The organism is Algoriphagus sp. PAP.12, assembly GCF_026652115.1.
In the GTDB taxonomy this organism is placed as follows: Bacteria; Bacteroidota; Bacteroidia; order Cytophagales; family Cyclobacteriaceae; genus Algoriphagus.
This window is the reverse complement of sequence record NZ_JAPPSQ010000006.1, coordinates 226248-237781: the sequence shown is the minus strand read 5'-3', so window position 1 is coordinate 237781 and position 11534 is coordinate 226248. Positions and strand designations below refer to the sequence as shown.

16 protein-coding genes are annotated in these 11534 nt (G+C 34.0%); 2 read left to right on the top strand and 14 right to left on the bottom strand.

Annotation, left to right across the window (positions count from 1 at the left end; translation table 11 throughout):
• Positions 1-22 precede the first annotated feature (22 nt).
• The 13 genes from O0V13_RS09925 to O0V13_RS09865 all read right to left on the bottom strand — a co-directional run bounded on the left by O0V13_RS09925 (position 23) and on the right by O0V13_RS09865 (position 8485).
• Positions 23-451, bottom strand: a complete 429-nt coding sequence (locus O0V13_RS09925) for a phage tail tube protein (protein ID WP_268034825.1) — start codon at positions 449-451, stop codon at positions 23-25.
• A 37-nt stretch (positions 452-488) separates the two neighbouring features.
• Positions 489-875: a tail completion protein gp17 gene (gene gp17 / locus O0V13_RS09920; RefSeq protein WP_268034824.1), complete on the bottom strand. Its 387-nt coding sequence runs from the start codon at positions 873-875 to the stop codon at positions 489-491.
• Between the two features lies 1 nt (position 876).
• Entirely contained in the window at positions 877-1338 is a 462-nt protein-coding gene (locus tag O0V13_RS09915) for an HK97-gp10 family putative phage morphogenesis protein (protein ID WP_268034823.1), read from the bottom strand.
• Positions 1331-1666, bottom strand: a complete 336-nt coding sequence (locus O0V13_RS09910) for a head-tail adaptor protein (protein WP_268034822.1) — start codon at positions 1664-1666, stop codon at positions 1331-1333. Before O0V13_RS09910 ends, O0V13_RS09915 begins: the two co-directional genes overlap by 8 nt.
• An 11-nt stretch (positions 1667-1677) precedes the next feature.
• Positions 1678-2202, bottom strand: coding sequence for a head-tail connector protein (locus O0V13_RS09905; RefSeq protein WP_268034821.1), 525 nt, complete (start codon positions 2200-2202; stop codon positions 1678-1680).
• On the bottom strand, positions 2199-2378 hold the full coding sequence (locus O0V13_RS09900; RefSeq protein ID WP_268034820.1) for a hypothetical protein: 180 nt from the start codon (positions 2376-2378) through the stop codon (positions 2199-2201). The genes O0V13_RS09905 and O0V13_RS09900 overlap by 4 nt, the downstream gene beginning before the upstream one ends.
• Positions 2359-2517: a hypothetical protein gene (locus O0V13_RS09895; RefSeq protein WP_268034819.1), complete on the bottom strand. Its 159-nt coding sequence runs from the start codon at positions 2515-2517 to the stop codon at positions 2359-2361. Before O0V13_RS09895 ends, O0V13_RS09900 begins: the two co-directional genes overlap by 20 nt.
• A gap of 108 nt (positions 2518-2625) precedes the next feature.
• A complete protein-coding gene (locus O0V13_RS09890) occupies positions 2626-3858 on the bottom strand; it encodes a phage major capsid protein (RefSeq protein ID WP_268034818.1) in 1233 nt (410 codons plus the stop codon).
• An 81-nt stretch (positions 3859-3939) separates the two neighbouring features.
• Positions 3940-4542 carry an HK97 family phage prohead protease gene (locus O0V13_RS09885; RefSeq protein ID WP_268034817.1) on the bottom strand — a complete coding sequence of 201 codons (603 nt, stop codon included), beginning with the start codon at positions 4540-4542 and terminating at the stop codon, positions 3940-3942.
• A complete protein-coding gene (locus O0V13_RS09880; protein WP_268034816.1) occupies positions 4535-5749 on the bottom strand; it encodes a phage portal protein in 1215 nt (404 codons plus the stop codon). Before O0V13_RS09880 ends, O0V13_RS09885 begins: the two co-directional genes overlap by 8 nt.
• 122 nt (positions 5750-5871) lie before the next feature.
• A complete protein-coding gene (locus tag O0V13_RS09875; protein ID WP_268034815.1) occupies positions 5872-6387 on the bottom strand; it encodes a phage holin family protein in 516 nt (171 codons plus the stop codon).
• An 11-nt stretch (positions 6388-6398) separates the two neighbouring features.
• Positions 6399-8003, bottom strand: coding sequence for a terminase large subunit (locus O0V13_RS09870; protein ID WP_268034814.1), 1605 nt, complete (start codon positions 8001-8003; stop codon positions 6399-6401).
• A gap of 26 nt (positions 8004-8029) precedes the next feature.
• Positions 8030-8485 (bottom strand): phage terminase small subunit P27 family, encoded by a 456-nt coding sequence (locus O0V13_RS09865; protein WP_268034813.1) that lies wholly within the window; start codon positions 8483-8485, stop codon positions 8030-8032.
• Positions 8486-8702: 217 nt separating this feature from the next.
• On the opposite strand from O0V13_RS09865, the gene O0V13_RS09860 reads away from it, so the two are divergent.
• Together O0V13_RS09860 and O0V13_RS09855 are read left to right on the top strand one after the other, a co-directional pair.
• The gene (locus O0V13_RS09860) at positions 8703-9029 is read left to right on the top strand and encodes a hypothetical protein (protein ID WP_268034812.1); all 327 of its coding nucleotides are present in this window, start codon (positions 8703-8705) and stop codon (positions 9027-9029) included.
• A gap of 2 nt (positions 9030-9031) precedes the next feature.
• Positions 9032-9865 carry a hypothetical protein gene (locus O0V13_RS09855; protein WP_268034811.1) on the top strand — a complete coding sequence of 278 codons (834 nt, stop codon included), beginning with the start codon at positions 9032-9034 and terminating at the stop codon, positions 9863-9865.
• Here O0V13_RS09855 and O0V13_RS09850 read toward each other — a convergent pair whose 3' ends face one another.
• Positions 9866-11440, bottom strand: a complete 1575-nt coding sequence (locus tag O0V13_RS09850) for a hypothetical protein (RefSeq protein ID WP_268034810.1) — start codon at positions 11438-11440, stop codon at positions 9866-9868. It lies immediately after the preceding gene.
• Positions 11441-11534 lie beyond the last annotated feature (94 nt).

The window sequence follows — 11534 nt, the reverse complement described above, 5'->3', positions numbered from 1 at the left end:
TTTCTAACAAACCACGAATATCTTAAGCACTTACCGTTGTTACGGTTAAACCACCTGTACCCTGAATCTCACAAGAATAGGTAACTGCCTCATTTTTAGAAGAATCTATACTCACACTAAGAATATAACCTGAACCCTCATAAACCTTCTGAGTGGCTGAATTATAGCCAAATCTGAAGTCTATCTTAGTACCTGCTATTAAATCTGCTACTTTTTCATCAACTGCACTGTCTGCACGTTGAATCCCTTCTACACTGAATGTGTAGGTATATTCTCCTGCACCATCAAATTCCTTACAGAAGTTGTCTGCTGCATCAACACTATCTTTTGTTGTAATCTCTATTGCATCCTTGGAAATAGTGAAGCTTGAACTTACTTCACCACCAAATGCATCAAATGTACTTCCGTTATCAACATATAGCGCAACGAAGTTTCCTATTGATTGACTCATTTGTATTAAAAAAAAATTATTAAAAAATATATTTGGGTTACTTTTTATAAAGACCAATAATCCCAACTGTCCTATTGAATAGTTGAGCATCGTTCTTATAATCTTCTCTAAAGCTTAAAAAATCGAATTCACACAAAGCATCTTCACCTTCATAGGTAACTGCTTCAAATGCATCCCTAACTAGATCAGCTAGACTGTTAACTTGTGAATACTTGTCACTAAAGACATCTACATCTATAAAGTAAGAATCAAACTCTGATTTCTCCTTTTTCCCTCCATTAGGTTCTACACTTTTAACCGTGTAAGCTATAAAAGGCAACTGCTTACCTTGAGCTATTCTTAAAGGATAAATTTGATTTAAAACTTCATTGGTAATATCTGGATTGGTAGAAAGCAACTGATAGACTATTTCTTCAACCTTCATTTCAAACTTTGTTTATTTCAGCTTTCAGTTCATCAGTAAAAACTTGAATTGCTTCTCCTTTACTATTCTGAAAACCTCTATCAAAAAATTTATTCGCTGGCATCTTACCAGTTTGGGTGATAGTGAAAACATCACCTCTTGCTAGGGTAATCACACTGGGTTTGTCTAGATATCTTTCATCCGTACCAAACTCTACCAAATGTGCATGAGGTGCAATTGTTCTATCTGCTCCTACCCTAATTAAAGCACCACCTCTAGAAGCCTGTGAATTATCATTGAATACTTTGATTGACTTCTTCAAATTCCCAGTGTCTTCAGGTGCCTCTTTTTTCACCTCATTTTTAATCTTGTTACCAGCTTTTCTTAATGCTTTCTTCAGAACAGTTTTACCTGTCTTAGTTTCAAGTCTTCTTAGAGCCTTTATCAAAGCTGCTTCTCCTCTTAAATCAATGCTGTTATTCATTTGAAAACCTGTCTTTGGTAAAGGTCAATAGCTGTAACCCTTCCCTGTATCCCACTTCTTTGATTCCTTCTATCTGGTAAATCACATTGGTATCTAAATCCACCAATCGCATCCTTTCAGTTACCCCATCTAAAAAGTACATGGTGAATACTGTTGAAGTACTGGCTACTAATTGATTAGCCTGAAAGCTTTCTCTATTCAACTTGTCATACTTTTCAGCAAAGACAGTTTCCACTTCAACCCATTCAATTACTTCTTCTCCATAGGAGTTTCTAGTTATCGACACCTCTTCTATCCTGACTAACCTATCAAATCCTCCTACATTCATTGCCTTTTCTTTTAAATGGATATATACTTGGTATAAGGTCTTAATAGCCTAATCACTGCATTTGTACTAGAATAGCTTTTACCCAAAATGGTCTCCTGTCTATTTTTAAATAGATCTGCCAAAAGAATCAAAGCTGCATGTTTGAATGAAACTGGGATTACTGGGTAATCTGTGAGGATTGTAAATTCAACTTCTATTGAATTATACTCAGTTGAACCAGTGAGATAAAGCACTTGTCCATTTAAAAGAAAGTCTTCCGTTGTTGCTACCAATTCCCCTTCTAAAAAGAGCTTTACCGAGTCAACAGAATCAATTTTATAATTACCCAGAAAGTAAGGTTCATTTCTTAGAGAGCTAAATCTAAGTTGCTTTCCTAGAATGGTTCTATCAATTGATTCTTCAACCATTTGAGTCACTACAGGTATCAAAGAACTGATATAAGCATCCTCTCTAGAATGTAGAATTCTAAGTTGCCTCTTCGCTTCTTCAAGCGTTATCAAGTTGCTTTCTTCAATGCTTATTACAGTAGTACTCATTTTGAATTGGTTTTCTTTCTAGTGATTCTTTTTGGTTTATCTGGCTTCCCATCTTCTTCCAGAATCTTGATTTCATTATTGGCTTTGATTGCATCCAAAGCACCTTGGTCTATTTCATGAATAGATCCTGACAGGTACCCAGACTTATCAAGAGCTTTAACTATCAGTATTTTCATTCTGGGTTTGGTTTATGGACTTCATGGTTTCCATTACCGATTCCACACATTTCTGGATCGAATAGATTTCCATTTTGGAGTAAATGTTGTGTTTCACTCCTTTTTCCAAAGCCTCTATTAGCAATTGTAATTCTTCCATAGTCTTAGTGATTTATACCTTAATTACCACCTGATTAATCCAATGTGGCATGTAATAAAAAAGGCATACACTGAGGTATGCCTTAAAAAATAACCCTGTTACCCTCTATTAGGCAGTAACAATATCTTTCATCACTGCTTTACCTTCTTCATGAGAATCAGCTAGGCAGAAATAAGAACCAACATTCATTACAGTTTGACCATCTGCAGCAGCAGTATATGGGTCAACAAGGATTTCAACAGCTCCCCAACCAGCTAAAATTGCTGTAGAGAAGTCACCAAATGCCATTGCTGAAAGATCAGTTCCAGTACCTTTAGTAAGGTTGGAAGGCATTCTATTAGAAACCACAAAAGGAACTCCATCAATCAGGTTATCCTCTAACATGAATTTGTCAGAACCTGAAGCTTTTGGCAAGCTCTTCAATGCAGTATGTACATCGTAATTGATCAAATATTTACTTGCTGCAACATCAGCTTCAGCTTTCCCTACTTTCTCAATAAATTCATGCACTTTGGCAACAGTTAAAGCTGCTCCATCTGTACCACCTACTACAGCTTGAGTATTTGCAGAAGCCAACAGGTAAGAAATGTATTTTTCATCCAATGCTTTCTGAATGGACTTTTCAATTTCTCTTCTCAAGTAAGCTTCAACACTTCCAGAAGTTTGAATTAACAACTGGTTGGAAATATGCATTCTGGTAGCTAGTCTGTTTGGAGTCAAATCAATTGACCCAATGTTATGATCAGATTTTGCAATTGTTGCATTTTCATTTACCCAGCTAGAAACTACTGCAGCTCCTTTAGGCATTTTCACATTACCTACTAATCCTAACATTCTGGTTGCTCCCAATCTATCAAGTAATGATCCTTCAAATAAAGATTCAATGATTCCTGTTACTGAAGTAGCTACTGTTTCACCACCTTTTGCACCTGAATCACCTGTAACAGAAAAGTCTCTGTAATTAGAAGGGATATAAGCAGCAGTTGGATTGATACTTACTCCTGCATCTCTTAATTGTTTTTCACCTTCTGCTTGAGCTTCAGCAAAAACACCATAAATCTTACCAGATCTAACTGCATTGATATGTCCTAATAAAGAATACCTTTCCTTAGAAGAAGCAGTTACTGCAGGAGCTTTAGCAGCCATTCTTAATTTATAGGCTTCTTCCTTCTCTGCATTTTCAATTTTGGTATCTAAATCTCTGATTTCAGCATCAAGCTTGTCAAAAGTCTCTTTTTCAGTTTCGGTGAAGTCTCTTGATTCTGCATTCTTGGAATCTATCAGCTCACCCATAGAAACCAACTTCTGGTTTCTAACTTGTTTTAATTCAATACTCTTCATATTTCGTTTAAAAAATTGCTTGTGTATAGTAGGCTGTTTGCCTACACTTTTAATTATTAAAAAGTCTAATGTTTGTGGCGTTTACTTTCTCAGTAAATGATATCTGTAAGTGAAATCTGAATCATTGGAAACCTTCACAATTACTGGTTCATCCAACTCCTTCTTTACTTCATCAAAGCTTCTTATCATGCTAGAAGTATTATCATAAGCAGGGTTTGTGACTGGTGAAACATCAGATATCTTGGAGAATCTGGTAATATACCTGTAGTAATTATCCCCTCTCTTTTCCCATCTTTCTCCACTACCATCTACTGGTAAATAAAAGGCAAATGAAGACTTGGAGATATTGCCCTTCTGGATGTTTCTGTACAAATCCTTGATGTAGCTGATTTCTTCATCTACTTCAAACCTGTACATCAAACCTTCATCTGTTACCGATATCTCAAGGGTATCAACTTCACTGTTTTTTCTGGCTAGGACATAGTTGTTATTGTGATTGAAAAGTGCAACCACATCACTTAAATCCACTTGTTCCATAGAGCTAGGTTCTATCACTTCCCTGAAGCCTCCTAAATCTTTACTCTCTAAACCGAACTTAAGTGCAAATCCAGAAATGTATTTCTTACCTTCTTCTTCTATCGCTCTAAATTCAATTCCATCGAAGTTTCTTATTTCTTTAATCATTGTTGTAACTGTCTGTTGAACTGGATTTACTGTAATCCAATGCTATTTTAGAATCATAAAAATCCTTCACTAGGTTAGAAGGGATCAGGTTAGCCTGTATAAAGGTTTCTCCTTTTACTTCTGCACTCATATCTTCCAACTCTCTGATTTCTTCAGGACTGATAGCACCCATATAGAATAGCTCCTTGTAAAAGTCTGCCCTACTCCTGCTATCTCCTCTTAGTAGTGATTCAATAGCCCCTTTGAAGTAGTAAGAATCTTTGATTTCTCTTTTGGTAAGTAACTTATGCTTCAATTCAGCTTCTATCATATAAATGATGGGACTCAGTGTCCTTTTATAAAAATCAAGCTGTTGCCCTTCAATTGAATTGTAATTGCTAGGGGTTTCACTGGCTACTATGTAAATGGGCACATTGAGCATTCTGGCTATTTCAGCAACTTGAATATTCCTGGTCTCAATCAGTTTCATCTGGTCTGGTGAAAGCGACACAGGTTTAAAATCAAATCCTGCATCTAACACCAATAAAGACTTAGAATTAGATCCTGTATAGTTTGCCTGAATTGAATCTCTGAACTCTTTCTTTTGGTTCTCATTCAATCTATGAGTAGAAGTCACTACCCCTTTAATATTAGAACCATCACCTTCAAAAGCTTTTTTGGTATAGCGTGTACTTGATAAAGTAACTCCTAAGCTTTCTGCAAAAATTGAAATAGGGTCAAGTCCAAAGGCACCTGTTCCGGAATTCTTAAAAATCAATAGATCATCATTGTGTACTGGTACGTTATTTACCATGTAATACAATTCACCATCTACCATTTTTGCCTCACTCACTTTTGAATATTCAATTGGGGTTAGAGACAATACCTTTCCTGTATTTGTATCTCTATTGATGAAAGCAAAAGCAGTTCCTCTGTAAAGCATATCATTGAGCATGACTCTTTTAAAATCATAAGCTGTTTGAAACTGGTTAGGCTTCTCTTTGATTAGAAAGCTTAAATCCGAGTCTAAAACCTGACTGCCTTTTCTCAATTTAAAAGGAATGGATGCAATGGAATTTGCAATGCTATTAACTCCTGCGGTATAAGCTGTGATGCTCTTAATACTTGTTTCTGTAACATACACCTCATTACTGATAGCATTCATTGAAAACATATCTGTTCGCAATGCTGTCTTGAATGAAGTCAATAGATTGTCAAATAATGCCATAGGTTAAAAAATTAGAAGGGAGATGGGAGCTAAAAATCTGATTCAAAAAGTCTCACCCTTACTATTAAAAAATACTCCCTTCAATTACTTATCAGACAAGGGAAAGTAAGTGGCATGTCCTATTATAAATTAATGGACTCATTCACCTTTGCTTTGAGTTTCACCAGCACTTCCAGCTTCAGCAATCCCATTTCATTTAAATTTTCAGCAACACTTAGAATGTTCTGAGCAATGAAGACTCCATAAAAAATACTATAGAGAGGAATGAAGAATACTGAGTGAATAGCTGCGAAATTCAATAAAGCCAACAAAAGCATTGCTGCCAGTAGTGTCAAAAGGAACCTTGGAAACTTCTTAGAAACCAACACCCTATTTGCTATGTCCACAGGTACTGGTAAACCTTCTTTCCTTAGCTTTTTAGCTTTTAAAGAGAAGTGAACCGCCTTCGCAACTCCTGTAATAAAATCTATCAGATAGAGAAGAATCATAAACCAGATTCCTCCTACACTTTGGAATAGGAATTCAAAAACTGTATTGATTACCAGTACAGCAGGTAGAATGTATTTTACGAATAGAGCTGAATCATAATGCTTAAAAATGGCTTTCAGCAGCTCATTAAAAGTTTGATAGCCAAACATTAAAAAAATGGTTAAATCATTAAAAATCCTGTCCCAGTGTATTCCTCTTCTTGATCTTCCAAAGAGTCCAAATATTGGCCTACATTCATTATTAGAGCTATAGCACTATCAATCTTGTCACTGGACTTACCTTTTACAGGCTTAATGTTTTCATGATTGTCCTGCATGACTTTGACATTGCTGATACACCAATTCAACACCTTGTTATCATTGTGAGCTAATGACCTTTCCATGATCATTCCTTCAAAGTATTTGGTGGCAGGTGAAAAGCTCTTGAAGTTCTGGTTGAATTCTACCAACTCACAATCCACTATCTTTCCTATTTCCTGATTCATGTAATTAGAAAGGAACCTGTCATAGGTGATTTGCCTGATTTTGAACTTGGAGTTGATTTCTTCTACCTTTTCTAAAACAAAGTCAAAGTCTGTAGTCTTATTGATTGTCAGATATAGATTGTTGTTTGGATCTTCACTCCAATTGAGAAATACCCTACCTGCACTGATATTCTGCTTTTCTACAGCACTATCATAAGGAAGGAAATTGTAAGAGAGTGTCCAGAACCTTTTCCTTTTATCGGTTGGAGGAAACAACAGGTTAATTGAAGTCAAATCCTTATTACTGGAAAGATCATAGGACATAAAGCATTCCTCACCTAGCAAATCCTCTTCTGTGTATTCCTCAAAGCAATTATTCCATTGATGGGATTTAATGAAAGTGGTATGTGAATCAACCCATAGATTCAAATGCAATTGTTTAAATGCTTCTAGTTGAGTTGGGATATTCTTTGCTTTACTGGCTGCAGTCAGTAGGTATTCCAAGCTGACACCTACTCCCAAAGAAGGATTAGCCAACTTCAGGTTTTCAATGCTATCAATTTCTAAATCTGGATTACCTTCAAAAACAAAAGGAAGAAAAGAGTCATCCTCAATGATTCCTTCAATCAGTTTCTTGGAGTAGTCATACAATTCATAGCAGATATGATTCTTATTGCTACCTGCAGTGGTAATTGTCATTACAATAGGCTGTACTCTAGCTCCAATTGAAGTAGTTAGAACTTGGTACAATTCATCATTTGGATGTGCATGAAGTTCATCTATTAAAGCAAAGTGGGTATTGAATCCGTGTTTAGTTTTGGCATCAGAACTGATTACTTTAAAAAATGAATTTGTCTTTGGATACCTCACACTATTCATGAGTGTTTTTAAAGCAGCCCTGAATTTAGACTCCTTATCAATCATTGCTTTAAGTACATCAAAAGCAAGCCTTGCTTGTTCTCTATCTGCAGCAGCAAAGTAACATTGGCTAAATTCCTCCCCATCTAAAAGAAGGACATACAGACTGATAGCAACACTAAAGACAGTTTTACCATTCTTTCTAGGAATGAAAAGGAATACCTGATTGAACTTCCTGAAACCATTGGATTTCTTCTTCCAGCCAAAGAGATTAGATACAAGCTCCTTCTGCCAATCCAATAGGATCAGCTTACTTCCTGCATTTCTACCATCTACTACCCTACAGAACTTTTCAATAAATGTTACTGCTTGGTTGGCCTCCTTCTCATCAAAAAAATACTTATCTAAATCAATCTTCGAAAAATCAATTGTGTGTTTACTCATTAAAAAAATTCACCTCTCCCTAAGACTTAAAAATCAAAGTCACTATCCTCTTGCTGATTGATGGGTACAAACTCTACCTTGTTCCTAGAAGCTGGTGTACAACCAAATTCCTTTAACAGAACAACGATATCTCTAAAAAGCTGTCTTTTGTAACCAAGCAAAGGATGTGCTTTCTGCACTAGTGCCTTTCTGTTGTTGTAATCCTCTATTACCAACCCATCTTCTTCAATCTCCTTACAAACTCTCAAGTATTCACCATAGGCATCAGCAAGTAGAATGATAGCTGTTGCATCCAAAGTTGTAAGCAATCCATAACCATTCAAACCCAGTTCATCTACCAGAATCTGAAATGCTTTCTTAGATTCTCCCTTTAAAAAGGAAGGAGCTGTCATTGAATCAACTTTATCGAATTCAACATCCTTGTTTTTGTCCCTATCTGGTCTGTAGGTACCTTCTTGCTTCTTTATTTCCTGTGGCTTCATGCATTCAAGTAGGTTTTGAGCTTTAAAAAATGACTTAGTGTTTGTGGTGGGGGCGGGAATGGTTTTAAAGTGCACTTTAAGCTTGTTTTTTACCCCCCTACCCAAAAAGAGAATCACACTTCAAAAAAATAAAACCAAACCTCACTTATTTACCAGATCAAGCCTACTATGTGGCAGTTTTCAATTATTTTCGAAATGAATCTTAACTCACCTGTAAATGAACTGGAAACCTATTATTGAGAATGCATTATCCATGCTTGAAAAAGCTGATAATGGAATTGTATTGATGAATATGTACAATCAGATAGTCCATCCTGCAGATGCAGCATTCAAAGGTGAAGAAGTTACTCCTTACAATGCAAAGGCATTTATTGAACAGTCCTTCCTACAGAATGGAATGGACTTAAAGGATAAGGATCTAAGAATGAAGTTGCTTAAACTGATATTAATGATTGAGGAGATTGAAGCCAATAAAAGCAGGAAGAGTAAAGTGAAGGAATTGTTGCAGGAGTTTGATATAAATGAATTTGGGAAGATTGTTTGAAAATGAAAGAAATGATAAGCGACATTAAGGATACAATTCTTGAAAGAATTAAAAATCCATTTTTAGGTTCATTAATTGTTTTTTGGTTAGTCATAAATTGGAAATCTGTTTTTTACTTGCTCTTTTCAGACCTATCACTTGAAACTAGATTTTACAATATAGAACATCATTACTATTCATTTTTTAAATCATATATACTACCACCTTTTTTAGCATTCATTTACACAGGGTATAAAGACCTCCTTTTTGATTTTATTGAAAAAGAAAGTAGAGAGTCTGAAAAAATCAGAAGAAAAAATAACAATGCAGTTTCATTAGACAAATACAATGAAGCCGCAGAAATAGCAACAGCAAGAGCAAGAGTTAAGCATATTTCAGAAGAATATAAAACAAGAAATGAATTAACAAGACAAATTGATATATTGGAAAAAGAAAAATTACAAGAAAAAGTAAATCACCAAGAAGAAATAGAAAACACAAAAAAACAGATACAACAATTAGAAAAATTAAAAGAATCATACAAGGAAAATACAAACTTCACATACGATATATTTTATCAAAATCCACAAATTAAAGAGTTGAAAAAAAACATGTCAATAGATTCTTACAAAAATCTAGGAAGGCAAATTGAAATTATTCTATTGACTACAAACTCAAATGATATTGATGATCTCAATTCAATAATAGACAATCTTAAAGAACATGAATTAGGTATACCAAATTATGATCCCAATGGAAAATTTGAGTATTTTAACCTATCAACCAAAGGAATATATGTATATTTAAGATATATGTACACAAATCCAATATTTTCAGATGAAAAATTATATTTTTAATTATTTATTAAACTTTCTAAAAGCAGCAATAAATTGATAAATCAAATAAGCTAATATAGTTTTATATAAAACATCAAAAACTCGAAATTTAAAAGAAAACTTATGACCAACATCTTCAACATCTGACACAAAAGACAGTGGCTTAAAGAAATAAGAAAAATTATCCATAAAAAATGAAAATGCACTTTTAGCACTATTACTTTGAGTAAATTCAATATCAAGAAAAAACAAATAGACCAAAATTAGAATAAACAGACATATTACTGCATTTTGAGGTCTTGTCCTATGGTAGTTTGATAATCTATTCAATCCCAATATCCACCAATCAACCGAATTAAATTTAGCCTTCTTTAATCTAAGATCATGTTCCAAGGCCCTATATTCTAGCAAGCTATGATTATTCCCTTGCTCAACCATCAAAACAGATAACTCTCTAGTGAAGTCAATTTTTGTTTGGAGGCAAGCTTCTGATTTCGTAATTACTTTAGCTTCTATAGGTTGAAAGTTGTATAACTTAATACCTGATATAGTACTATCAACAATCTCAATCTTACTAAACTTATGAAAAAAAGAAGGATTCACTATTAAACCACCAAGTAACGAATTATTTATACTAAGAACATTATCATTTTCTAATAATTTAGAATTAATTAGATTTACTTGATGAACCATAGAAAATCCATAAAATGACAAATCCTTAAAAAAAACATCATTTAGAACTATATTTTGCAACGTAGCCCCTCCAATCTTAAAGTGGTCAATTATTAAGAATTCTAAAAATACATTATCACAATCTTTAATTTCAAATTCACCAATTCGAATTCTTTGCATTTCTTTATTAACATGGTCAATTCTAAAAGAAGGAAACCTATTGTTTATAAAAACCATTTTCTTAAATATTGTATTATCTACTAAATACCCCTCATCATTCCAACACTCAAAATAAAACTCATCAGTTTGGAAAACATCTTTAACTTCAATCAAATCAATTGTTGAGACTTCTACAAAAATATACTCAATAAAACAATCGGTGATATTTAACGATCCTAAATCCGAAGTACTAATAAAATACCTAGTCAAAACTTTATTCCCTCTATTAGATAAATTAACTTTATCACTATCAGAGATGGAAATTTGCTTTAGATTATTATCGGAAAGTATAATTCTCACATTTATACAAGCTTCTATAGTTAAGTTCGAAAACTCCTTTATCAGCTCATTACTTTCGTTTGCTCTAATTGTTATAGAACAGTTTTCACATCCATCAATTAAAAAATAATTCTGATTAGTGCATTTATGAAATATTAAATCCTTACCCTCTAATTCACTCAAATTACCAGTTAGAGTGCAATGAAAAAACATTATCTTACCATTATTGGTATACAAAACATTTAATTCATCTAAATTAAAAGATAAATTATCAAAGGAAAAATACAATTTATCAGACAAACCTTCATAGTGAGAATTATCCAGTTTAAAGATTTCTTCTTTTCCACCAATGTATTGATAATATTCTTGGTAAGCACCAACCCTAGTATATTTGAAATACTTATTACCCCTATATTTTATTGCCATAATAAAAATTTTTGATAACGTAGGCATGAAATATCATTGCTCTGAAACTAAGTTACCAATTCTACCCAATATTAGCACCTCTACCCTATTTTTC

Excerpts from the sequence above, each read along its gene's own strand:
- O0V13_RS09890 (WP_268034818.1), bottom strand. The coding sequence starts at position 3,858 with ATGAAGAGTATTGAATTAAAACAAGTTAGAAACCAGAAGTTGGTTTCT.
- O0V13_RS09880 (WP_268034816.1), bottom strand. The coding sequence starts at position 5,749 with ATGGCATTATTTGACAATCTATTGACTTCATTCAAGACAGCATTGCGA.
- O0V13_RS09905 (WP_268034821.1), bottom strand. The coding sequence starts at position 2,202 with ATGAGTACTACTGTAATAAGCATTGAAGAAAGCAACTTGATAACGCTT.
- O0V13_RS09855 (WP_268034811.1), top strand. The coding sequence starts at position 9,032 with ATGAAAGAAATGATAAGCGACATTAAGGATACAATTCTTGAAAGAATT.
- O0V13_RS09900 (WP_268034820.1), bottom strand. The coding sequence starts at position 2,378 with ATGAAAATACTGATAGTTAAAGCTCTTGATAAGTCTGGGTACCTGTCA.
- O0V13_RS09910 (WP_268034822.1), bottom strand. The coding sequence starts at position 1,666 with ATGAATGTAGGAGGATTTGATAGGTTAGTCAGGATAGAAGAGGTGTCG.
- O0V13_RS09860 (WP_268034812.1), top strand. The coding sequence starts at position 8,703 with ATGAACTGGAAACCTATTATTGAGAATGCATTATCCATGCTTGAAAAA.
- O0V13_RS09885 (WP_268034817.1), bottom strand. The coding sequence starts at position 4,542 with ATGATTAAAGAAATAAGAAACTTCGATGGAATTGAATTTAGAGCGATA.
- O0V13_RS09915 (WP_268034823.1), bottom strand. The coding sequence starts at position 1,338 with ATGAATAACAGCATTGATTTAAGAGGAGAAGCAGCTTTGATAAAGGCT.
- O0V13_RS09850 (WP_268034810.1), bottom strand. The coding sequence starts at position 11,440 with ATGGCAATAAAATATAGGGGTAATAAGTATTTCAAATATACTAGGGTT.
- O0V13_RS09870 (WP_268034814.1), bottom strand. The coding sequence starts at position 8,003 with ATGAGTAAACACACAATTGATTTTTCGAAGATTGATTTAGATAAGTAT.
- O0V13_RS09895 (WP_268034819.1), bottom strand. The coding sequence starts at position 2,517 with ATGGAAGAATTACAATTGCTAATAGAGGCTTTGGAAAAAGGAGTGAAA.
- O0V13_RS09925 (WP_268034825.1), bottom strand. The coding sequence starts at position 451 with ATGAGTCAATCAATAGGAAACTTCGTTGCGCTATATGTTGATAACGGA.
- gp17 (WP_268034824.1), bottom strand. The coding sequence starts at position 875 with ATGAAGGTTGAAGAAATAGTCTATCAGTTGCTTTCTACCAATCCAGAT.
- O0V13_RS09875 (WP_268034815.1), bottom strand. The coding sequence starts at position 6,387 with ATGTTTGGCTATCAAACTTTTAATGAGCTGCTGAAAGCCATTTTTAAG.
- O0V13_RS09865 (WP_268034813.1), bottom strand. The coding sequence starts at position 8,485 with ATGAAGCCACAGGAAATAAAGAAGCAAGAAGGTACCTACAGACCAGAT.